Below are 20,439 nucleotides of genomic sequence, written 5' to 3'. Positions count from 1 at the left end.
GAAGGTGGCCATGGCCAAGGTATTCGCAATCGCCAATCAGAAAGGCGGGGTCGGCAAGACCACCACCTGTGTCAACCTCGCAGCCTCGCTGGTCGCCACCAAGCGGCGCGTCCTGCTGATCGACCTCGATCCCCAGGGCAACGCCACCATGGGTAGCGGCATCGACAAGCTCGCCCTGGAGCATTCCGTCTATGACGTGCTGACAGGCGAGTGCGATCTGGCGACCGCCATGCAGTACTCCGAGCATGGTGGGTATCAGCTGCTGCCCGCCAACCGCGACCTGACCGCGGCGGAAGTGGCCCTGCTGGACATGCCGAGCAAGGAGCATCGCCTGCGCGAAGCCCTGGCGCCGATTCGCGAGAACTACGACTACATCCTCATCGACTGCCCACCTTCGCTGTCGATGCTGACGATCAACGCCCTTGTCGCCTCCGACGGTGTGATCATTCCCATGCAGTGCGAGTACTACGCACTCGAAGGCTTGTCGGACCTGGTGAACAGCATCCAGCGTATCGCCCAGTTGCTGAATCCGAATCTGAAGATCGAGGGGCTGCTGCGCACCATGTACGACCCGCGCATCAGCCTGACCAACGACGTCTCGGCACAACTCAAGGCGCATTTCGGCGACAAGCTCTACGATGCTGTCATCCCGCGCAACGTGCGTCTTGCTGAAGCGCCCAGTTTCGGCATGCCGGCCCTGGTCTACGACAAGCAATCCCGTGGCGCCATCGCCTATCTCGCGTTGGCTGGCGAACTGGTCCGCCGCCAGCGTGCCAAAGCCAAAACCGCTACCGCATAAGGAATCCGCATGGCCGCGAAAAAACGAGGTCTGGGCCGTGGCTTGGACGCCCTGCTAGGCGGCAGTACCGTCACCAAACTCGAAGAAGAAGCCGTCCAGGTCGATACCCGCGAGCTGCAGCACCTGCCCCTGGACCTGATCCAGCGTGGCAAGTACCAGCCTCGCCGTGACATGGACCCCACCGCGCTGGAAGAACTGGCCCAGTCGATCAGGGCTCAAGGCGTCATGCAGCCCATCGTGGTGCGCCCGATCGGTTCCGGTCGCTACGAGATCATTGCGGGTGAGCGCCGCTGGCGCGCCAGCCAGCAGGCCGGACTGGACAAGATTCCGGCCATGGTCCGCGAAGTTCCGGACGAAGCGGCCATCGCGATGGCGCTGATCGAGAACATCCAGCGCGAAGACCTCAATCCCATCGAGGAAGCCATTGCCCTTCAGCGCCTGCAGCAGGAGTTCCAGCTCACCCAGCAGCAGGTCGCCGAAGCCGTTGGCAAGTCCCGCGTGACCATCACCAACCTGCTGCGCCTGATTGGCCTGCCGGAAGAGATCAAGACCCTGCTTTCCCATGGCGATCTGGAAATGGGTCATGCCCGCGCATTGCTCGGCCTACCCCTGGAACGTCAGGTGGAAGGGGCGCGACATGTTGTCGCACGAGGCCTCACCGTGCGCCAAACCGAGGCACTGGTTCGGCAGTGGATGCACAGCAAGGAAAAAGCTGTCGAGGTGGTCAAGGCCGACCCGGACATCAGTCGGCTCGAACAGCGCCTGGCTGAGCGGTTGGGCGCTCCCGTGCAGATCAAGCACGGTCAGAAAGGCAAAGGCCAACTCGTCATCCGTTACAACTCCCTCGATGAACTGCAGGGTGTCCTCGCCCACATCCGCTGATACATATGGCGCTGTAGCGACGGTCGGATTTCACTACCCGGCAGTTGAACGGGGGGGGTTCCCCCCCTATACTCTGCGCGCAATTTTGTCGGCACAAAGTATGCCAAGTCGTTGATTCCAGCGGCCGACTCCAGAGGACTTGCTGCGATGGATACCCGCACGCCAAACCGCCTGCCCATCCATCGTCTACCGGTCTTTCCGGTGCTGTTGGTCCAACTGGTCGTCCTGCTGTTCGCTGCTGTCGTTCTCTGGCAGTGGCGCGGAACGGTAGCTGGATACTCTGGCTTGTGCGGCGGCTTGATCGCCTGGGTGCCGAACCTGTATTTCGCCCGCAAGGCGTTCCGTTACAGCGGAGCCCGTGCAGCCCAGGCGATAGTCCGCTCTTTCTATGCGGGCGAAATGGGCAAGCTGATTCTGACGGCAGTGCTGTTTGCATTGACGTTTGCAGGTGTGAAACCCCTGGATGCGCCGGCAGTTTTCGGCGTCTTCCTGCTGACCCAGTCGGTCAGCTGGTTCGCGCCCCTGCTGATGAGAACAAGACTTTCGAAACCTTAGGGCGTTTGAGGCAAACATGGCAGAGCAAACCGCTTCGGGCTATATCCAGCACCACCTGCAGAACCTGACCTTCGGTCGTCTGCCCAATGGCGATTGGGGCTTTGCCCACACCGCCGAGCAAGCCAAGGAAATGGGCTTCTGGGCTTTCCACGTGGACACCCTGGGCTGGTCCATCGGCCTCGGTCTGCTGTTCGTACTCCTCTTCCGCATGGCGGCCAAGAAAGCCACTTCCGGCATTCCCGGCGGCCTGCAGAACCTGGTCGAAGTGATGGTCGACTTCGTCGACAGCAACGTGAAAGACACCTTCCACGGCCGCAACCCGCTGATCGCTCCGCTGGCGCTGACCATCTTCGTCTGGATTTTCCTGATGAACGCCATCGACCTGATCCCGGTCGACTGGATCCCGATGGTGGCTGCCAAGATCACTGGCAATGAACACCTGTTCTTCCGCGCCGTTCCGACCACCGACCCGAATGCCACCCTCGGCATGGCCTTCTCGGTCTTCGGCCTGATCATCTTCTACAGCATCAAGGTCAAGGGCATCGGCGGCTTCCTCGGCGAACTGACCCTGCACCCCTTCAGCAGCAAGAACATCTTCGTTCAGATCCTGCTGATTCCGGTCAACTTCCTGCTCGAATTCGTCACCCTGATCGCCAAACCGATCTCTCTGGCTCTGCGTCTGTTCGGCAACATGTACGCCGGTGAGCTCGTGTTCATCCTGATCGCCGTAATGTTCGGCGCAGGCATCCTGCTGCTGAGCGGCCTGGGTGTTGCACTGCAGTGGGCGTGGGCTGTGTTCCACATCCTGATCATCACCCTGCAGGCCTTCATCTTCATGATGCTGACCATCGTCTATCTGTCGATGGCGCATGAGGACAACCATTAATAACGCGCAGCGCATCAACTGATGCCCGACGGGCCAGGGGATGCGCTGACTGTTTGCGATGGTTCCGGCTTCAGGCCGGAAAGCCCGCAAGGGCAGTGGGAAAAAACGATTTCGCTTTACCGCTTCACTTAAACCTTAACCAACACGACATAAAGTCGGGAGGAAAAATGGAAACTGTAGTAGGTCTGACCGCGATCGCCGTAGCTCTGCTGATTGGTCTGGGTGCCCTGGGTACCGCCATTGGCTTCGGTCTGCTGGGTGGCAAGTTCCTGGAAGGCGCTGCTCGCCAGCCGGAAATGGTTCCGATGCTGCAAGTTAAAATGTTCATCGTGGCCGGTCTGCTCGACGCCGTAACCATGATCGGCGTTGGTATCGCTCTGTTCTTCACCTTCGCTAACCCGTTCATTGCTCAGGTAGCCCAGTAATCCTCGATTTTCGAGGATTCGACTGACAACGAACGAGCGAGGTGTTGGCGTGAACATTAATGCAACCCTGATCGGCCAGTCCGTTGCGTTCTTCATCTTCGTACTGTTCTGCATGAAGTTCGTGTGGCCCCCGGTCATCACTGCTCTGCGTGAACGTCAGAAGAAGATCGCTGATGGCCTGGACGCTGCCAACCGTGCGGCTCGTGACCTGGAGCTGGCCCATGAAAAAGTGGGTCAGCAACTGCGCGAAGCCAAGGCTCAGGCAGCTGAAATCATCGAGCAAGCCAAAAAGCGCGCTACCCAGATCGTCGACGAATCTCGCGATCAGGCACGTGCTGAAGGCGAGCGCCTGAAGGCGCAAGCTCAGGCTGAGATCGAACAGGAACTGAACAGCGTCAAAGACGCCCTGCGTGCCCAACTGGGCAGCCTGGCCGTCAATGGTGCCGAGAAGATCCTGGGTGCCACTATCGATCAAAACGCGCACGCGGAGCTGGTTAACAAACTGGCTGCCGAAATCTAAGCGAGGGCGATCATGGCAGAACTGACCACGCTGGCCCGACCTTACGCCAAGGCTGCTTTCGAGTACGCCCAGGCCCATCAGCAGCTGGCCGCCTGGTCGGCCATGCTAGGCCTGGCCGCTGCGGTGTCGCAGGACGACACCATGCAGCGCGTGCTCAAAGCCCCGCGTCTGACGAGCGCAGAGAAAGCCAACACCTTCAATGAGGTGGTTGGCGACAAGTTCGATGCTTTGGCACAGAACTTCATCCACGTAGTTTCCGAGAACGGCCGCCTCGTGCTGCTGCCGGAAATCGCCGAACAGTTCGAGCTGTACAAGGCCGAGCAAGAAAAGTCGGTGGACGTAGAAGTTACCAGTGCCTTCGCATTGAACGATGAACAGCAAGACAAACTCGCCAAGGTTCTCAGCGCACGGCTCAGCCGAGAAGTGCGTCTGCACGCCGTGGAAGACTCCAGCCTCATTGGTGGTGTAGTCATCCGCGCCGGCGACCTGGTTATCGATGGCTCGGTTCGCGGCAAAATCGCGAAACTGGCCGAAGCGTTGAAATCTTGAGTTTGAAGGGGCAGCAGAGCAATGCAGCAACTCAATCCTTCCGAAATTAGTGAAATCATCAAGGGACGTATCGAGAAACTCGACGTCTCTTCCCAAGCCCGTAACGAGGGCACCATCGTTTCCGTTTCCGACGGCATCGTGCGCATCTACGGCCTGGCCGACGTGATGTACGGTGAAATGATCGAGTTCCCGGGCGGCGTCTACGGTATGGCGCTGAACCTGGAGCAAGACTCCGTTGGTGCCGTAATCCTGGGCAAATACGTCGGCCTGGCCGAAGGTATGAGCGCCAAGTGCACCGGCCGCATCCTGGAAGTCCCGGTTGGTCCGGAACTGCTGGGTCGCGTCGTTGACGCCCTGGGCAACCCGATCGATGGCAAAGGTCCGATCAACGCTGCTGCCACCGATGCGGTGGAAAAAGTAGCGCCGGGCGTGATCTGGCGTAAGTCGGTAGACCAGCCGGTACAGACTGGTTACAAGGCCGTTGACGCCATGATCCCGATCGGCCGTGGCCAGCGCGAGCTGATCATCGGTGACCGTCAGATTGGTAAGACTGCCCTGGCCGTCGACGCCATCATCAACCAGAAAGACAGCGGCATCCGCTGCGTCTACGTGGCCATCGGTCAGAAGCAATCGACCATCGCCAACGTAGTTCGCAAGCTGGAAGAAAACGGCGCCCTGGCCAACACCATCATCGTGGCCGCCAGTGCTTCCGAATCGCCTGCCCTGCAGTACATCGCTCCGTACTCCGGTTGCACCATGGGTGAGTACTTCCGCGACCGCGGCGAAGACGCCCTGATCATCTATGACGACCTGTCCAAGCAGGCCGTAGCCTACCGCCAGATCTCCCTGCTGCTGCGCCGCCCGCCGGGCCGCGAAGCCTACCCGGGCGACGTGTTCTATCTCCACAGCCGTCTGCTGGAGCGCGCTTCCCGCGTTTCCGAAGAGTACGTAGAGAAGTTCACCAACGGCGCTGTGAAAGGCAAGACCGGTTCCCTGACCGCCCTGCCAATCATCGAAACCCAGGCTGGTGACGTTTCTGCGTTCGTTCCGACCAACGTGATCTCCATCACCGACGGTCAGATCTTCCTGGAATCCGCTCTGTTCAACTCGGGTATCCGTCCGGCCGTTAACGCCGGTATCTCGGTATCCCGTGTGGGTGGCGCGGCCCAGACCAAGATCATCAAGAAGCTGTCCGGTGGTATTCGTACCGCCCTGGCCCAGTACCGTGAACTGGCTGCGTTCGCGCAGTTCGCTTCCGACCTGGACGAGGCTACCCGTAAGCAGCTGGAACACGGTCAGCGCGTTACCGAGCTGATGAAGCAGAAGCAGTACGCGCCCATGTCCATCGCCGACATGTCGCTGAGCCTGTACGCCGCTGAGCGTGGCTTCCTGCAGGACGTCGAGCTCACCAAGATCGGCGCCTTCGAACAAGCCTTGATCGCCTACTTCAACCGTGATCACGCCGCACTGCTGGCGAAGATCAACGAGAAGGGTGACTTCAACGACGAAATCGACGCCGGCATCAAGGCTGGTATCGAGAAGTTCAAGGCCACCCAAACCTGGTAAGCCGCAGCGGGGGGTCGTAAGGCCCCCCGCCTGCTAACCCGAAAGGTGTTACATGGCAGGCGCAAAAGAGATTCGCAGCAAGATTGCGAGCATCAAAAGCACGCAGAAGATCACCAGCGCCATGGAAAAGGTGGCGGTCAGCAAGATGCGCAGGGCTCAACTGCGTATGGCTGCCAGCCGCCCCTACGCGGAGCGCATCCGCCAGGTGATCGGTCATTTGGCCAACGCGAACCCGGAATACCGTCATCCCTTCATGATCGAGCGTGAAGTAAAGCGCGTCGGTTACGTCGTGGTGAGTACCGACCGTGGTCTGTGTGGCGGCTTGAACATCAACCTGTTCAAGGGCCTGGTCAAGGACATGGCGGGTTACCGTGAACAAGGCGTGGAGATCGACCTCTGCGTGATTGGTAGCAAGGGTGCGGCCTTCTTCCGCAACTACGGCGGCAACGTCGTGGCAGCTATCAGCCACATCGGCGAGGAGCCTTCGATCAACGACCTGATCGGCAGCGTCAAGGTCATGCTCGATGCATACCTGGATGGCCGTATCGATCGCCTGTTCGTGGTTTCCAACAAGTTCGTCAACACCATGACGCAGAAGCCGACCGTGGACCAACTGGTTCCGCTGGTGGCCGACGCCGATCAAGAGTTGAAGCACCACTGGGACTACCTCTACGAGCCCGACGCCAAGGAGATCCTCGAGGGTCTGCTGGTGCGCTACGTGGAATCCCAGGTGTATCAGTCCGTGGTTGAAAACAACGCCTGCGAGCAGGCGGCACGGATGATCGCGATGAAGAACGCCACCGACAACGCCGGTGACCTGATCAGCAGTCTTCAGCTGGTCTACAACAAGGCGCGTCAGGCAGCGATCACTCAAGAGATTTCGGAAATCGTCGGCGGCGCTGCCGCGGTTTAAGACCGGTTCATATATTTAGAGGAACCAGATATGAGTAGCGGACGTATCGTTCAAATCATCGGCGCCGTTATCGACGTGGAATTCCCGCGTGATCAGGTGCCGAACGTCTACGACGCGCTGAAAGTCAGCGGCGTCGAAACCACCCTGGAAGTTCAGCAGCAGCTGGGCGACGGCGTGGTTCGTTCCATCGCCATGGGTTCGACCGAAGGCCTCAAGCGTGGCCTGGACGTATCCAACACCGGCGCAGCCATCTCCGTCCCGGTTGGCACTGCCACCCTGGGCCGCATCATGGACGTGCTGGGCAACCCCATCGACGAAGCCGGTCCCATCGGCGAAGAAGAGCGCTGGGTTATCCACCGCGACGCTCCGTCCTACGCTGAACAAGCGGGTGGCAACGAGCTGCTGGAAACCGGCATCAAGGTAATCGACCTGGTCTGCCCCTTCGCCAAAGGCGGTAAGGTCGGCCTGTTCGGTGGCGCCGGTGTAGGCAAGACCGTAAACATGATGGAACTGATCCGTAACATCGCGATCGAGCACAGCGGTTACTCTGTGTTCGCCGGCGTGGGTGAGCGTACTCGTGAGGGTAACGACTTCTACCACGAGATGAAGGATTCCAACGTTCTGGACAAAGTGGCCCTGGTATACGGCCAGATGAACGAGCCGCCGGGCAACCGTCTGCGCGTTGCACTGACCGGCCTGACCATGGCCGAGAAGTTCCGTGACGAAGGCCGCGACGTTCTGCTGTTCGTCGACAACATCTACCGTTACACCCTGGCCGGTACCGAAGTATCCGCGCTGCTGGGTCGTATGCCGTCCGCTGTGGGTTACCAGCCGACCCTGGCCGAGGAAATGGGCGTTCTGCAAGAGCGCATCACCTCCACCAAGACCGGTTCCATTACCTCCATCCAGGCCGTATACGTTCCTGCGGACGACCTGACCGACCCGTCCCCGGCGACCACCTTCGCCCACCTGGACGCCACCGTCGTACTGTCCCGTGACATCGCGTCCCTGGGTATCTACCCGGCCGTTGACCCGCTGGACTCGACCTCTCGCCAGCTGGATCCGCTGGTGATCGGTCAGGACCACTACGACACCGCTCGCGGCGTCCAGTACGTTCTGCAGCGTTACAAGGAACTGAAGGACATCATCGCGATCCTCGGTATGGACGAACTGTCCGAAGCGGACAAGCAGCTCGTTAACCGTGCTCGTAAGATCCAGCGCTTCCTGTCCCAGCCGTTCTTCGTGGCCGAAGTCTTCACCGGTTCTCCGGGTAAGTACGTGTCGCTGAAGGACACCATCGCTGGCTTCAAAGGCATCCTCAACGGTGACTACGACCACCTGCCCGAGCAGGCGTTCTATATGGTCGGCGGCATCGAAGAAGCCATCGAGAAAGCGAAGAAACTGTAACCCCCTGAGCGCCCGGCGACGGGCGCTTACGTGAGGCAAGCGTATGGCTATTACTGTCCATTGCGATATCGTCAGCGCCGAAGCGGAGATCTTCTCCGGTCTGGTGGAGATGGTGATTGCGCACGGCCACCTGGGCGATCTGGGTATCGCGCCGGGCCACGCCCCGCTGATCACCGACCTCAAGCCGGGTCCGATCCGCCTGGTCAAACAGGGTGGTGAGGAGGAGGTGTACTACATCTCCGGTGGTTTCCTCGAGGTCCAGCCCAACATGGTGAAGGTCCTGGCCGACACCGTGCTGCGCGCCGGCGACCTGGACGAAGCTGCTGCTCAGGAGTCCCTCAAGGCTGCTGAGAAGGCCCTCCACGAGAAGGGCGCAGAGTTCGATTACTCTGCCGCCTCTGCTCGTCTGGCCGAGGCCGCGGCCCAGCTGCGTACCGTCCAGCAGATCCGCAAGAAGTTCGGCGGCTAAGAGCTCATTCACGATCTTGTGGATAAGCTCTTGGGCCCAAGGCTTCATTGCAGACAAGTTAAAGGGTAGCCTTGGCTACCCTTTTTCTTTTCCGGTATTCCGGTTTTCGCTTACCAGCCTGATTCGGTGAATCCCTCCATGTCCCTCGATATCGTCATCCTCGCCGCTGGCCAGGGCACGCGCATGCGTTCGGCCCTGCCCAAGGTCCTGCATCCGGTGGCCGGCAAGGCCATGCTCGGCCACGTCATCGACACTGCTCGTAAACTCGAGCCCAAGGGCATTCATGTGGTGATCGGCCATGGCGCCGAGACCGTACGCGAGCGCCTGGCTTCCGATGACCTGAATTTCGTGCTCCAGGCCGAACAGCTGGGTACCGGCCACGCCGTCGCCCAGGCCCTGCCGCAGCTGACCGCCGAGCGCGTGCTGATCCTTTACGGCGACGTGCCGCTGATCGAAGTGGAAACCCTCCAGCGCCTGCTGGAAAAGGTGAAGGATGACCAGCTCGCCCTGCTCACCGTGAAACTGGACGACCCCACCGGATACGGCCGCATCGTTCGCGATGCCGCAGGTGTGGTGAAGGCCATCGTCGAACACAAGGATGCGACGCCCGAGCAGCGCGCAATCCAGGAAGGCAACACCGGCATTCTCGCAGTGCCCGGGAAGCGTCTGGCTGACTGGCTGGGCCGACTGTCCAACAACAACGCCCAAGGTGAGTACTACCTCACCGATGTCATCGCCATGGCCGTGGCAGACGGCTTGGTAGTGGCCACCGAGCATCCCCATGATGCGATGGAAGTGCAGGGTGCCAACGATCGCATCCAGCTTTCCGAGCTCGAGCGTCACTTCCAGAAGCGCGCTGCCCGCCGCCTGATGACGCAAGGCGTGACCCTGCTGGACCCCGCCCGTTTCGACCTGCGTGGCGAAGTCAGCGTAGGCCGCGATGTGCTGATCGACGTGAACGTCATCCTCGAAGGACGTGTGGTGATCGAGGACGGCGTGCAGATTGGCCCTAACTGCGTCATCAAGGACAGTACCCTGCGCCGTGGAGCCGTGGTCAAGGCCAACAGCCACCTTGAAGGCGCTGAACTGGGCGAGGGCGCCGATTGTGGTCCGTTCGCTCGTTTGCGTCCCGGTGCCGTACTGGGCGCCAAGGCCCATGTGGGCAACTTCGTCGAACTGAAGAACGCCGTGTTGGGCGAGGGCGCCAAGGCGGGTCACCTGGCTTACCTGGGCGACGCCGAGATCGGCGCGCGCACCAACATCGGTGCGGGCACCATTACCTGCAACTACGACGGCGCCAACAAGTTCCGCACCGTTTTGGGCGAGGATGTGTTCATCGGCTCCAACAGCTCCCTGGTCGCTCCGCTCACCTTGGGTGACGGCGTCACCACCGGCGCGGGCTCGACCATCACCCAGGACGTTCCGGCAGCCGCGCTCGCAGTCGGCCGCGCCAAGCAGCGCAACATCGAAGGCTGGAAACGTCCGGTGAAGATCAAGACGTAAGCCTGTGGAAAAACTGGGTTGTGGATAACTCATGACCCAGACGAAAAAGGCGGCGCAGGCCGCCTTTTGTCGTTTTTGGGGTTGACGCAAAAGCTTCGTTAGGTTTTGATTCGCGCCATTATCTTTCGAAACGAAACTTTCGTTGATGACGAAACGCAATACTCCCCAACGCCGCCACGCGATCCTTGCGCTGCTCGACGAGCAGGGCGAAGTGAGTGTCGACGAGTTGGCCAAAGCTTTCGCAACGTCCGAAGTGACCATCCGCAAGGACCTCACCGCGCTCGAGAAGAACGGCCTGCTGCTGCGTCGTTACGGTGGCGCGGTGCCGATGCCGCAAGAGCTGATCGGCGAAGGCAACCAGCCGGTTTCCTCGTACAAGCTTGCCATCGCCCGTGCAGCCGTCAGCTGCATTCGGGAGCACGCACGGATCATCATCGACAGCGGCAGCACCACCGCCGCCATGATCCCGGAGCTTGGCCACAAGCCGGGCCTCGTGGTGATGACCAACTCGCTGAGTGTCGCCAATGCCCTGCGCGAGCTGGAACATGAACCCGTACTGCTGATGACCGGCGGCACCTGGGACCCACATTCCGAATCCTTCCAGGGCCAGGTAGCCGAACAGGTCCTGCGTTCCTACGATTTCGACCAGCTGTTCATTGGTGCCGACGGTATCGACCTGCAGCGCGGCACGTCCACCTTCAACGAACTGCTGGGGCTCTCGCGGGTCATGGCCGAAGTGGCGCGTGAGGTCATCGTCATGGCCGAGTCCGACAAGGTCGGCCGACGCATTCCCAACCTGGAGCTGCCCTGGAGCAGCATCCACACCTTGATAACCGACGAGCGCCTTTCTACCGAAGCGCGCGAACAGATAGCCGCGCGCGGGGTCAAGCTGATCTGCGCGCGCATAGATTGAGAGAGGAGAACCAGCCATGTGTGGCATCGTTGGCGCCATTGCCGAGCGTAATATCACCCCCATCCTGGTCGAGGGCCTGAAGCGCCTCGAATACCGTGGCTACGACAGCGCTGGTGTGGCCGTCTTCACCAACGAAGGCAAGCTGGACCGCAGCCGCCGCGTCGGTAAGGTGGCCGAGCTGGAACAGGCCCTTGCGGAGCAGCCCCTGGTCGGTCGCCTGGGCATCGCCCACACCCGCTGGGCCACCCACGGTGCACCCAGCGAGCACAACGCCCACCCGCACTTCTCTGGCGACCGCCTGGCCGTCGTCCACAACGGCATCATCGAGAACTACGAAGCCCTGCGCGAGCAACTCAAGACGCTGGGCTACGTATTCACCTCGGATACCGATACCGAAGTCATCGTCCACCTGCTGCACCACAAGCTGAAGACCATCCCGGATCTTGCCGATGCGCTCAAGGCCGCGGTACAGGAGCTGCATGGCGCCTACGGCCTGGCCGTCATTAGTGCCAGCCAGCCTGACCGCCTGCTCGCCGCCCGCAGTGGCAGCCCGCTGGTGATCGGCCTGGGCCTGGGCGAGAACTTCCTCGCGTCCGACCAACTGGCCCTGCGTCAGGTGACCGACCGTTTCATCTACCTGGAAGAAGGCGATATCGCCGAGATCCGCCGCGACAGCGTGCAGATCTGGGACGAGCAGGGTCGTGCCGTGCAGCGTGAGCCTGTGCAGTACCACGAAGGTGCCGAAGCTGCCGACAAGGGCGAATACCGCCACTTCATGCTGAAGGAAATCCACGAGCAGCCGAAGGTCGTGCAGCGCACCATGGAAGGCCGCCTCGGTGCGGACCATGTCCTGGTCAACGCCTTCGGCCCGCGTGCCGCCGAGCTGTTCGCCAAGGTGCGCAATGTGCAGATCGTCGCCTGCGGCACCAGCTACCACGCCGGCATGGTCGCCCGTTACTGGCTGGAAGACCTGGCCGGCATTCCCTGCCAGATCGAGGTGGCCAGCGAGTTCCGCTACCGGAAGGTAGTGGTCCAGCCGGACACCCTCTTCGTGACCATTTCCCAATCCGGCGAAACCGCCGACACCCTGGCTGCGCTGCGCAATGCCAAGGACCTGGGCTACCTGACCAGCCTGGCCATCTGCAACGTTGGCACCAGCTCCCTGGTGCGCGAATCCGACCTCACCCTGCTGACCCAGGCCGGTCCGGAAATCGGTGTCGCCTCCACCAAGGCCTTCACCACCCAACTGGTGGGCCTGCTGCTGCTGACCCTGTCCCTCGGTCAGGTGCGCGGTACTCTGGAAGCCGGCGTCGAAGCCCGTCTGGTGGACGAACTTCGCCGTCTGCCGACTCGCCTGGGTGAAGCCCTGGCCATGGACAAGACCATCGAGAAAGTGGCCGAGCTCTTCGCTGAGAAACACCACACGCTGTTCCTCGGCCGTGGCGCGCAGTATCCGGTGGCGATGGAGGGTTCGCTGAAGCTCAAGGAAATCTCCTACATCCACGCCGAAGCCTATCCGGCGGGTGAGCTCAAGCATGGCCCGCTGGCCCTGGTGGACAGCGACATGCCAGTGGTGACCGTTGCGCCGAACAACGAGCTGGTTGAGAAGCTCAAGTCCAACCTGCAGGAGGTTCGTGCCCGCGGTGGCCAGCTGATCGTCTTCGCCGATGGCGAAGCAGGCATCCACAACGGCGAGGGCACTCACGTGGTGGCCATGCCGCACATCGATGACGTGCTGGCACCGATCCTCTACACCATCCCACTGCAGCTGCTGTCCTACTACGTCGCCGTGCTCAAGGGCACTGACGTCGACCAACCGCGCAACCTGGCAAAATCCGTGACCGTGGAATAACGCGGTCTCCGGTAGCACGACACGGCGCCCTAGGGCGCCGTTTCTTTTTGACCCTTCCTGGTGGGCAAGACGCGCCACCCCGTGTCATCACCCTTGCAACGAAACCTGCTTGAATCGTTGCGCGGTGCTGGGGGTCATATCTCCTGAGTGGACAGAAATGCTGGATTGGGTGCTGGCGCCCGCCCTATCGAGGAAAACTATCAACTCGATAGCCTGACAACTTTGTAGGGTGGTCTACCTTTCCAGTGTCCTTGGTGAAGGAGGAGTTCCCATGCTTGCGCAACTTCCGCCGGTCATGCGCGATCTGAAATTGCCCCTGCGCGTACTGCTCTGGGACGGCAAGGAGATCGAACTGGGTCCCAACCCTACCGTGACCATGAGGGTGAAGGATCCCAGCGTGGTCTCCCTGCTGGCCCGACCCAGCCTCGGCACCCTGGGAACCGCCTATGTGGAAGGGCGCCTGGAACTGGATGGGCCGATCCTTGAAGTGATCCGGGTTGGGGATGCCCTGAGCGAGGCGCTGGTCGGCGACGAGGATGAGTCGGTGCCGGAGCGTCTGTCCCACGACAAGGCGACCGACGCCGCTGCGATTTCCTACCACTACGACCTCTCCAACGATTTCTATGCCCTTTGGCTCGATCGCGAGATGGTGTACTCCTGCGCCTACTTCCCCACTGGCACCGAAGACCTCGACAGCGCGCAGCAGGCCAAGCTGCACCATCTCTGCCGAAAACTCCGCCTCAAGGCGGGCGAGTACCTCCTGGATGTCGGCTGTGGCTGGGGCGGTCTGGCGCGCTTCGCCGCTCGTGAGTATGGCGTCCGTGTGTTTGGCGTCACCCTCAGCAGTGAGCAACTGGCCCTTGGGCGTGAACGGGTCAAGGCAGAAGGCCTGGACGACCAGGTACAGCTGGAACTGCTGGATTACCGTGACCTGCCGCAGGATGGCCGCTTCGACAAGGTGGTCAGCGTCGGCATGTTCGAACACGTAGGTCACGCTAACCTGCCGCTCTACTGCAAGCGCCTCTTCGGGGCGGTTCGTGACGGCGGACTGGTGATGAACCACGGGATCACCGCCCGGCATCCCGATGGCCGTCCCGTAGGCCGGGGCGCCGGTGAGTTCATCGCCCGCTATGTATTCCCCCATGGCGAGCTGCCGCACCTGGCCGCCATGGTCACGGAGCTGAGTCTGGCCGGCATGGAAGTGGTGGATGTTGAAAGCCTGCGACTGCACTACGCGCGCACCCTGGAGTTCTGGAGCACCAACCTGGAAGCCAACCTCGCCCAGGCCTCCAAGCTGGTGCCGGAGCAAGCGCTGCGCATCTGGCGGCTGTATCTGGCGGGCTGCTCCCATGCCTTCCAGAAGGGCTGGATCAACCTGCACCAGATCCTCGTGACCAAGCCTCATGCCGATGGCTCCCATGAACTGCCCTGGAGCCGGGCTGACCTCTACCCAGGGTAGCGCCAGGCATATTCGGCCACGGCGTCGTGCGCATGGAGGCTTTCCGCGTGCACGACCCGTAGCCGGAACCCCTCCAGCCCATCCTGCTGTCGCAAGGCGTTGCCCAGGCGTCTGGCGGCATCCTCACAGAACATCAGGTTGCGGCCATTGGCCAAAGCGAAGGCCTGTTCGTCTGCGCGCTTGACCGCGGTCTGCACTGCGGTGCCGAGCGTGGCTTCCGCCAGGTCCGCCAGGCGTTGGAGTGCCAGGGTTCCATCTGAGGCCAGGCGCAGCCAGATCGTTGCAGTGCTGCGTTGACTGTGAGGTGTTGCGACGATGCCTTCGCTGCTTCCCAGCCATTCCAGTACTCGCCCCTGGTCCAGGGGGTGACCTGAGAAATCCTCGGTGAAGCGCTGCTGGATCAACTGCCGAGCGAGGGCCGCAGAGCATGGGCAGGTCGAGGAATAGGCCACCTGCAATTGAAGTTCCACGTGAAACCCCCATGAATCCTGGCGTGCAGAGACTACGAAGGGATAGGCCTTCCAGCCAGCCAACGGGCTGGCGAGGGCGGGGCGCTGCAGCAACGCCTCCCCGTGCAGCGTCAGGCTGGCACTGGAAGACAATTCCTGATGGCTAGTCAGGAAGCGCTGCAGCACCCGATGAAGCAGCGACGCGGACAACTCCTCCCGCTCCAGCTCCTCCAGCGCCAGATACAGGCGGGACATATGGATGCCACGTGCATTGCTGTCATCCAGGCTGACGCCAGCGTCCACATAGGCGGCGATGCGCTGCCCCTCCAGCATGACGGGGTGGGCAATGCCGCACATGCCGACCCAGTCGAGGGGAAGATCGAGGTTGGAGACGTCCGAGGCGATATCCGGCAACGCGAGGGCATTCATCGGTAAGCTCTTGAAGTGAATGGTGAGTGTTATGTTATAACAAATTCAGCATTCAACGTTCACCTCGAAATCAAGCAACGCCCGTGACCCCCAAGCCAAGCCTGAAGGACACCCTCATGGACACACGCCTCCCCGTCACCCTCCTTTCCGGTTTCCTCGGCGCCGGCAAGAGCACCTTGCTCAATCATGTGCTGCGCAATCGAGAACGCTTGCGCGTGGCCGTGATCGTCAACGATATGAGCGAGATAAACATCGACGCCAGCGAGGTTCAGCGCGAGGTCAGCCTGAACCACGCGGAGGAGCGCCTGGTGGAAATGAGCAACGGCTGCATCTGCTGCACCCTGCGCGAAGACTTGCTGGAGGAGGTCAGCCGCCTGGCCCGCGAAGGACGCTTCGATTACCTGCTGATCGAAGCCACGGGAATCTCCGAACCGCTGCCCGTGGCCGAAACCTTCACCTTCCGCGACGAGCAGGGTTGCAGCCTCTCGGACCTGGCGCGCCTCGATACCCTGGTAACCGTCGTCGACGGGGTGAACTTCCTGCGCGATTACCAGGCTGCCGATGACATTGCCAGCCGTGGCGAATCCCTCGGGGTGGATGACGAGCGCTCCATCAGCGACCTGCTCATCGAACAGGTGGAGTTCGCCGATGTGCTGCTGATCAGCAAGGCCGATCTGATTTCCAGCACAGACCGAGACGAGTTGATCGCCATCCTGCGGCGCCTCAACCCTGGCGCCGAAGTCATGCCGATGGTGAAGGGCCAGGTGGACCTCTGGCGGATACTCGACACCGGCCGCTTTGACTTCGACCGTGCCGCCCAGGCGCCGGGGTGGCTGAAGGAACTGCGCGGTGAGCACACCCCTGAAACCGAGGAATACGGCATCGCGTCCACGGCCTACCGTGCGCGACGTCCCTTCCATCCGCAGCGTTTCTTCCGGTTCCTCAATCGCCCGTGGAGCAACGGTCGCCTGCTGCGCTCCAAGGGTTTCTTCTGGCTGGCCAGCCGCCACCGCGATGCGGGCAGCTGGTCCCAGGCAGGTGGATTGATGCGCTACGAGCTGGCGGGTTCCTGGTGGCGCTTCGTGCCGCGCGATCGCTGGCCCGAGGATCACGAAGGATTGCGCAGCGTCATGCAGCATTGGACGCCAGAGGTGGGCGATTGCCGTCAGGAACTGGTGTTTATCGGACAGGACATCGACTTCGCGCGCCTGCGCGCCGAACTGGACGCCTGTCTGCTGGATGTCGATGAAATGGCGGAAGGACCGCAAAGCTGGTCGTTGTTACCCGATCCCTTCGATCCGTGGCATGCCGGTGAACTCGCCTGATCGCGTCGGCAAACCGAAACTGCGGATAAGTGGCACTTCGCAGGGCGTCGTCAGTTTTTAGAAAGGGTGGGTCAGCGATCGCGCAATGAAGGGGCGAATTATCCACAAGGAGTAGCCTACAACCCCGGGCTACTCCCACTTCCCCTGGCTCTGGGTTTCGCAGAAGGGCTTCAGGTAGCGCGCGTCGCTGGCGACGCCGTAGTAGTGGATGTCCTGGCGGTACAGCTGGTTACTGACCTTGGCATTGCGACACACCCCGAAAGCACCGGTGGGGCAGTTATCCACAAAGCTCACCTCCACTTTCTGCCCTTTCATTTCCGGCTTGCAGAAGCCGTCACGAAAGAGCTGCTTCGGGATGCTACGGTTCTCCTGACAGAGCTTCACGTCCAGGCCACCGCCCTGGCTGTGGACAACACAGGCTTCGGCATGGGCTTCGACTGAGAGCAACAGCAGCAAAGGCAGCAACCAGGCGCGCATCGGAGGTCTTCCAGAACATGAAGGCAGCGACTCTAGCACGGCGCTTTCTAAGCGGGTTGTGAGCAAGCACCATATCCCGATGCTTACTCATATCCCTACCCATCTCATCGCCGGGCCTCTGGGCGCCGGCAAGACCAGCCTGATCCGCAACCTGCTGGCGCAGCGCCCTGCGTCCGAACGCTGGGCCGTGCTGATCAACGAATTCGGCCAGATCGGCCTGGACGCCGCGCTGCTGGCCAGCAGCGACGATGGCATCGCCATTGCCGAAGTGGCCGGCGGCTGTGTGTGCTGCGTCAACGGCGCGCCCTTCCAGGTTGGACTGGGCCGGCTACTGCGCAAGGCACGGCCAGACCGCCTACTGATTGAACCGTCCGGACTTGGACACCCGGTCGAGCTACTGCGACAGCTACGCGAACCCCCTTGGGCACGCGTTTTGGCGCTACAACCGAGCGTCGTGGTGCTCGACGCGGCGGCGCTGGCTACGGGCCAGCTACTGCCAGACAGCCAGCGAGAGGCATTTTTGGATGCTGGCCTGGTGCTACTAAACAAGGCCGAAGGCCTGGATTCGGCTACCTGTGAACAACTTTCCGCAGCATTGCCTTCAGTTCCGCTCTTGTGGACGACGCACGGGAAACTAGACATCAAGAAGCTTCCAGGCATTCATACACAGTGTGGGAAAGCTGTTGGTATCAATGACTTACCAACAGGTGTGGATAAACCTGCGGTTCTGTGGAGGAATCCCGCCGCGCCGATCTGCCAGGTACAGGCTGCAGATGACGGTTGGAGCATTGGCTGGCGCTGGCATCCGAGCCAGAAGTTCGATCAGATTCGCCTGCAGACGTGGCTGGCCAGCCTGCCCTGGCGACGCGCCAAGCTGGTGCTGCAGACGGGCGCTGGCTGGCTTTCCGGCAACGCGCTGGAGGGCGCGCCGATCCACTGGCAGGCCAGCGAATGGCGCAAGGACTCGCGATTGGAACTGATATTCGCCGGGCCCCAGGACGAGGCGGCGTTGAAGACGGGAATGGAGGCTTGCCGGCTTACATAGGTTGGGTCGGCCGCCTGCGAGGCCGACGATCCACGGTGATGGGTTTCGCCTTCCCTCGATACGATCCTACGGGCGGCGCAGGGCAAGGCGTGGCGTCGTCCAGGTAGGTTGGTCCGGCGAGGCCCAACGACTGCTATGGCTATCCGCTCTTCCTGTAGGGGCGAATTCATTGGCTGTGTCTGCAGTAAGTATTGCAAATAGCTGCATTGCCCGTAGGAGCTGGCTTGCCAGCGAATGGCTCCTTTTCGCTAGCAAGCTAGCTCCTACAAGGCGCCTGGACCGACTGTTGAATGCTGGCAACAGCTAACGCAGACATCGCCAAATCATTCGTCAAGAGCGGCGCAGCTGCCCCTCAACACCCAGAAACGAAAACGGGCCCCGAAGGGCCCGTGTGATGTCGATCCTTGTCGGGATCAGTCCATCCGCGAGTGGGTGCGGGTGTCCTTCATGAACACGTACACCAGCAGCGAGCAGGCGATGCAGGCGGTGACGTACCAGTAGAAGCCGCTTTCCATGCCGATGCTCTTGAACCACAGGGCAATGTACTCGGCGGTACCACCGAAGATGGACACGGTCAGTGCATAGGGCAGGCCTACGCCCAGGGCGCGGATTTCGGTAGGGAAGAGTTCGGCTTTCACCACCGCGTTGATCGAGGTGTATCCGCTGACGATGATCAGCGCCGCCATGATCAGGAAGAATGCGCCCCACCAGGTTTCGATGGTGTGCAGCGTGCTGAGGATCGGATAGGTGAACAGGGTGCCCAACACGCCGAAGGCGATCAGGATCGGACGACGGCCGATCTTGTCGGAGAGTCCGCCGACGATTGGCTGCAGCAGCATGAACAGGAACAGCGTGGCGGCGGAGATCATGGTCGAGTCGTCCTTGCTCATGCCCACGGTGTTCACCAGGTACTTCTGCATGTAGGTGGTGTAGGTGTAGAAGGCCAGTGTGCCGCCCATGGTCAGGCCGACCACGGTCAGCACTTCCTTCGGATGGCGCATCAAGGTCCGCAGGAGGCTTTCCTTCGGCTTATCCTTCTTCTTGGTGAAGGAGTCAGTCTCTTCCATGCCGCGACGCAGGAACATGGCCACCACCGCGCACAGGGCGCCGATGAAGAAGGGTACGCGCCAGCCCCAGCTTTCCAGCTGTTCGGTGGTCAGGGTCTGCTGGAGGATGATCAGCACCGCCAAGGCGATGAGCTGGCCGGAAATCAGCGTCACGTACTGGAAGCTGGAGAAGAAGCCGCGTTGCTCCTTGGTCGCCATCTCTGACAGGTAGGTGGCCGAGGTGCCGTATTCACCGCCCACCGAGAGGCCCTGCAACAGGCGCGCGACCACCAGCAGGATCGGGGCGGCGACGCCAATGGTCTCGTAACTGGGGGTCAGCGCGATGATCAGCGAGCCGAAGCACATCAGCAGCACCGACGCCAACAGGGCGGCCTTGCGGCCCTTGCGGTCGGCGTAGATGCCCATCAGCCAGCCACCGATGGGGCGCATCAGGAAGCCCACGGCGAAGATCGCTGCGGTGTTGAGCAACTGGGCGGTCATGTCGCCCTGGGGGAAGAAGGCCTTGGCGAAGTACAGCGAGAAGGCCGCGTAGACGTACCAGTCGTACCACTCGACCAGGTTGCCGACCGAGCCACTGAAAATCGATTTGATGCGTTGCGATGTCGTGCGGGGTTCTGCAGAGGCAGCCAGGGTGCTGGAGTTATCCATCATCTTTCCTCGACGCGTAGTTGTTGTTGTGGAGGCGCTGCTCTGTGGCGGCGCGCTTCGGGCACGGGGTACATAGCAGGAGCTGTGCCAGGGGAGGAAAGTCCCGGAATAGAGGGGTTTCAGCGCTGTGAGATGAGGATCATGCGCGGAATCCTGCCGATACCAGGATGGTCATGAGCAAGATTCCGCCGATGGCGGGGGTTTTACTTGTGGGGGCTATGTCTGCGTTAGCTGTTGCCGTCCAGGCACCTTGTAGGAGCTAGCTTGCTAGCGAAAAGGAGCCATTCGCTGGCAAGCCAGC

Annotated in this window: 20 protein-coding genes; 17 read left to right on the top strand and 3 right to left on the bottom strand. The window is 61.4% G+C overall.

The window, feature by feature from the left end; translation table 11 throughout:
* Nucleotides 1-10: 10 nt before the first annotated feature.
* From DM872_RS22010 to cfaB, 15 genes are all read left to right on the top strand, one after another.
* Complete coding sequence (locus DM872_RS22010) at nt 11-799, top strand: ParA family protein (protein ID WP_077527497.1); 789 nt, start codon at nt 11-13, stop codon at nt 797-799.
* Between the two features lie 9 nt (nt 800-808).
* Nucleotides 809-1,681, top strand: a complete 873-nt coding sequence (locus tag DM872_RS22005; protein WP_179061418.1) for a ParB/RepB/Spo0J family partition protein — start codon at nt 809-811, stop codon at nt 1,679-1,681.
* 147 nt (nt 1,682-1,828) lie between these two features.
* Nucleotides 1,829-2,236, top strand: a complete 408-nt coding sequence (locus DM872_RS22000) for a F0F1 ATP synthase subunit I (RefSeq protein WP_179061417.1) — start codon at nt 1,829-1,831, stop codon at nt 2,234-2,236.
* Nucleotides 2,237-2,252: 16 nt separating this feature from the next.
* On the top strand, nt 2,253-3,122 hold the full coding sequence (gene atpB / locus DM872_RS21995; RefSeq protein WP_179061416.1) for a F0F1 ATP synthase subunit A: 870 nt from the start codon (nt 2,253-2,255) through the stop codon (nt 3,120-3,122).
* 167 nt (nt 3,123-3,289) lie between these two features.
* Nucleotides 3,290-3,547 (top strand): F0F1 ATP synthase subunit C, encoded by a 258-nt coding sequence (gene atpE / locus DM872_RS21990; protein ID WP_003457994.1) that lies wholly within the window; start codon nt 3,290-3,292, stop codon nt 3,545-3,547.
* Between the two features lie 49 nt (nt 3,548-3,596).
* Nucleotides 3,597-4,067 carry a F0F1 ATP synthase subunit B gene (locus tag DM872_RS21985; RefSeq protein WP_077527493.1) on the top strand — a complete coding sequence of 157 codons (471 nt, stop codon included), beginning with the start codon at nt 3,597-3,599 and terminating at the stop codon, nt 4,065-4,067.
* A 12-nt stretch (nt 4,068-4,079) separates the two neighbouring features.
* The gene (locus tag DM872_RS21980; RefSeq protein ID WP_179061415.1) at nt 4,080-4,616 is read left to right on the top strand and encodes a F0F1 ATP synthase subunit delta; all 537 of its coding nucleotides are present in this window, start codon (nt 4,080-4,082) and stop codon (nt 4,614-4,616) included.
* Between the two features lie 21 nt (nt 4,617-4,637).
* Nucleotides 4,638-6,182 (top strand): F0F1 ATP synthase subunit alpha, encoded by a 1,545-nt coding sequence (gene atpA, locus DM872_RS21975; RefSeq protein ID WP_077527491.1) that lies wholly within the window; start codon nt 4,638-4,640, stop codon nt 6,180-6,182.
* Nucleotides 6,183-6,234: 52 nt separating this feature from the next.
* Nucleotides 6,235-7,095 carry a F0F1 ATP synthase subunit gamma gene (atpG, locus tag DM872_RS21970; protein WP_077527490.1) on the top strand — a complete coding sequence of 287 codons (861 nt, stop codon included), beginning with the start codon at nt 6,235-6,237 and terminating at the stop codon, nt 7,093-7,095.
* A 30-nt stretch (nt 7,096-7,125) separates the two neighbouring features.
* Entirely contained in the window at nt 7,126-8,502 is a 1,377-nt protein-coding gene (gene atpD, locus DM872_RS21965) for a F0F1 ATP synthase subunit beta (RefSeq protein WP_077527489.1), read from the top strand.
* Between the two features lie 43 nt (nt 8,503-8,545).
* A complete protein-coding gene (locus DM872_RS21960) occupies nt 8,546-8,971 on the top strand; it encodes a F0F1 ATP synthase subunit epsilon (RefSeq protein ID WP_120653847.1) in 426 nt (141 codons plus the stop codon).
* Between the two features lie 138 nt (nt 8,972-9,109).
* The gene (glmU, locus tag DM872_RS21955; RefSeq protein WP_179061414.1) at nt 9,110-10,474 is read left to right on the top strand and encodes a bifunctional UDP-N-acetylglucosamine diphosphorylase/glucosamine-1-phosphate N-acetyltransferase GlmU; all 1,365 of its coding nucleotides are present in this window, start codon (nt 9,110-9,112) and stop codon (nt 10,472-10,474) included.
* A 142-nt stretch (nt 10,475-10,616) separates the two neighbouring features.
* Entirely contained in the window at nt 10,617-11,387 is a 771-nt protein-coding gene (locus tag DM872_RS21950; protein ID WP_179061413.1) for a DeoR/GlpR family DNA-binding transcription regulator, read from the top strand.
* Nucleotides 11,388-11,403: 16 nt separating this feature from the next.
* The gene (glmS, locus tag DM872_RS21945) at nt 11,404-13,239 is read left to right on the top strand and encodes a glutamine--fructose-6-phosphate transaminase (isomerizing) (protein WP_179061412.1); all 1,836 of its coding nucleotides are present in this window, start codon (nt 11,404-11,406) and stop codon (nt 13,237-13,239) included.
* Between the two features lie 271 nt (nt 13,240-13,510).
* Nucleotides 13,511-14,698 (top strand): C17 cyclopropane fatty acid synthase CfaB, encoded by a 1,188-nt coding sequence (cfaB, locus tag DM872_RS21940; protein ID WP_179061411.1) that lies wholly within the window; start codon nt 13,511-13,513, stop codon nt 14,696-14,698.
* On the opposite strand, the gene folE2 is transcribed toward cfaB, so the two are convergent.
* The gene (gene folE2, locus DM872_RS21935) at nt 14,686-15,576 is read right to left on the bottom strand and encodes a GTP cyclohydrolase FolE2 (RefSeq protein ID WP_179061410.1); all 891 of its coding nucleotides are present in this window, start codon (nt 15,574-15,576) and stop codon (nt 14,686-14,688) included. The genes cfaB and folE2 overlap by 13 nt on opposite strands.
* Nucleotides 15,577-15,692: 116 nt before the next feature.
* On the opposite strand from folE2, the gene zigA reads away from it, so the two are divergent.
* The gene (gene zigA, locus DM872_RS21930; protein ID WP_179061409.1) at nt 15,693-16,901 is read left to right on the top strand and encodes a zinc metallochaperone GTPase ZigA; all 1,209 of its coding nucleotides are present in this window, start codon (nt 15,693-15,695) and stop codon (nt 16,899-16,901) included.
* 129 nt (nt 16,902-17,030) lie between these two features.
* On the opposite strand, the gene DM872_RS21925 is transcribed toward zigA, so the two are convergent.
* The gene (locus tag DM872_RS21925) at nt 17,031-17,378 is read right to left on the bottom strand and encodes an NADH:ubiquinone oxidoreductase (protein WP_179061408.1); all 348 of its coding nucleotides are present in this window, start codon (nt 17,376-17,378) and stop codon (nt 17,031-17,033) included.
* A 79-nt stretch (nt 17,379-17,457) separates the two neighbouring features.
* Here DM872_RS21925 and DM872_RS21920 point away from each other — a divergent pair, with 79 nt between their 5' ends.
* On the top strand, nt 17,458-18,423 hold the full coding sequence (locus DM872_RS21920; protein ID WP_179061407.1) for a CobW family GTP-binding protein: 966 nt from the start codon (nt 17,458-17,460) through the stop codon (nt 18,421-18,423).
* A gap of 413 nt (nt 18,424-18,836) precedes the next feature.
* Here DM872_RS21920 and DM872_RS21915 read toward each other — a convergent pair whose 3' ends face one another.
* Entirely contained in the window at nt 18,837-20,138 is a 1,302-nt protein-coding gene (locus tag DM872_RS21915) for an MFS transporter (RefSeq protein ID WP_077527478.1), read from the bottom strand.
* Nucleotides 20,139-20,439 lie beyond the last annotated feature (301 nt).

The organism is Pseudomonas taiwanensis (assembly GCF_013393345.1).
Lineage (GTDB): Bacteria > Pseudomonadota > Gammaproteobacteria > Pseudomonadales > Pseudomonadaceae > Metapseudomonas > Metapseudomonas resinovorans_C.
The sequence above is the reverse complement of the archived record's forward strand: the minus strand, read 5'-3'. Positions and strand labels throughout refer to the sequence as shown.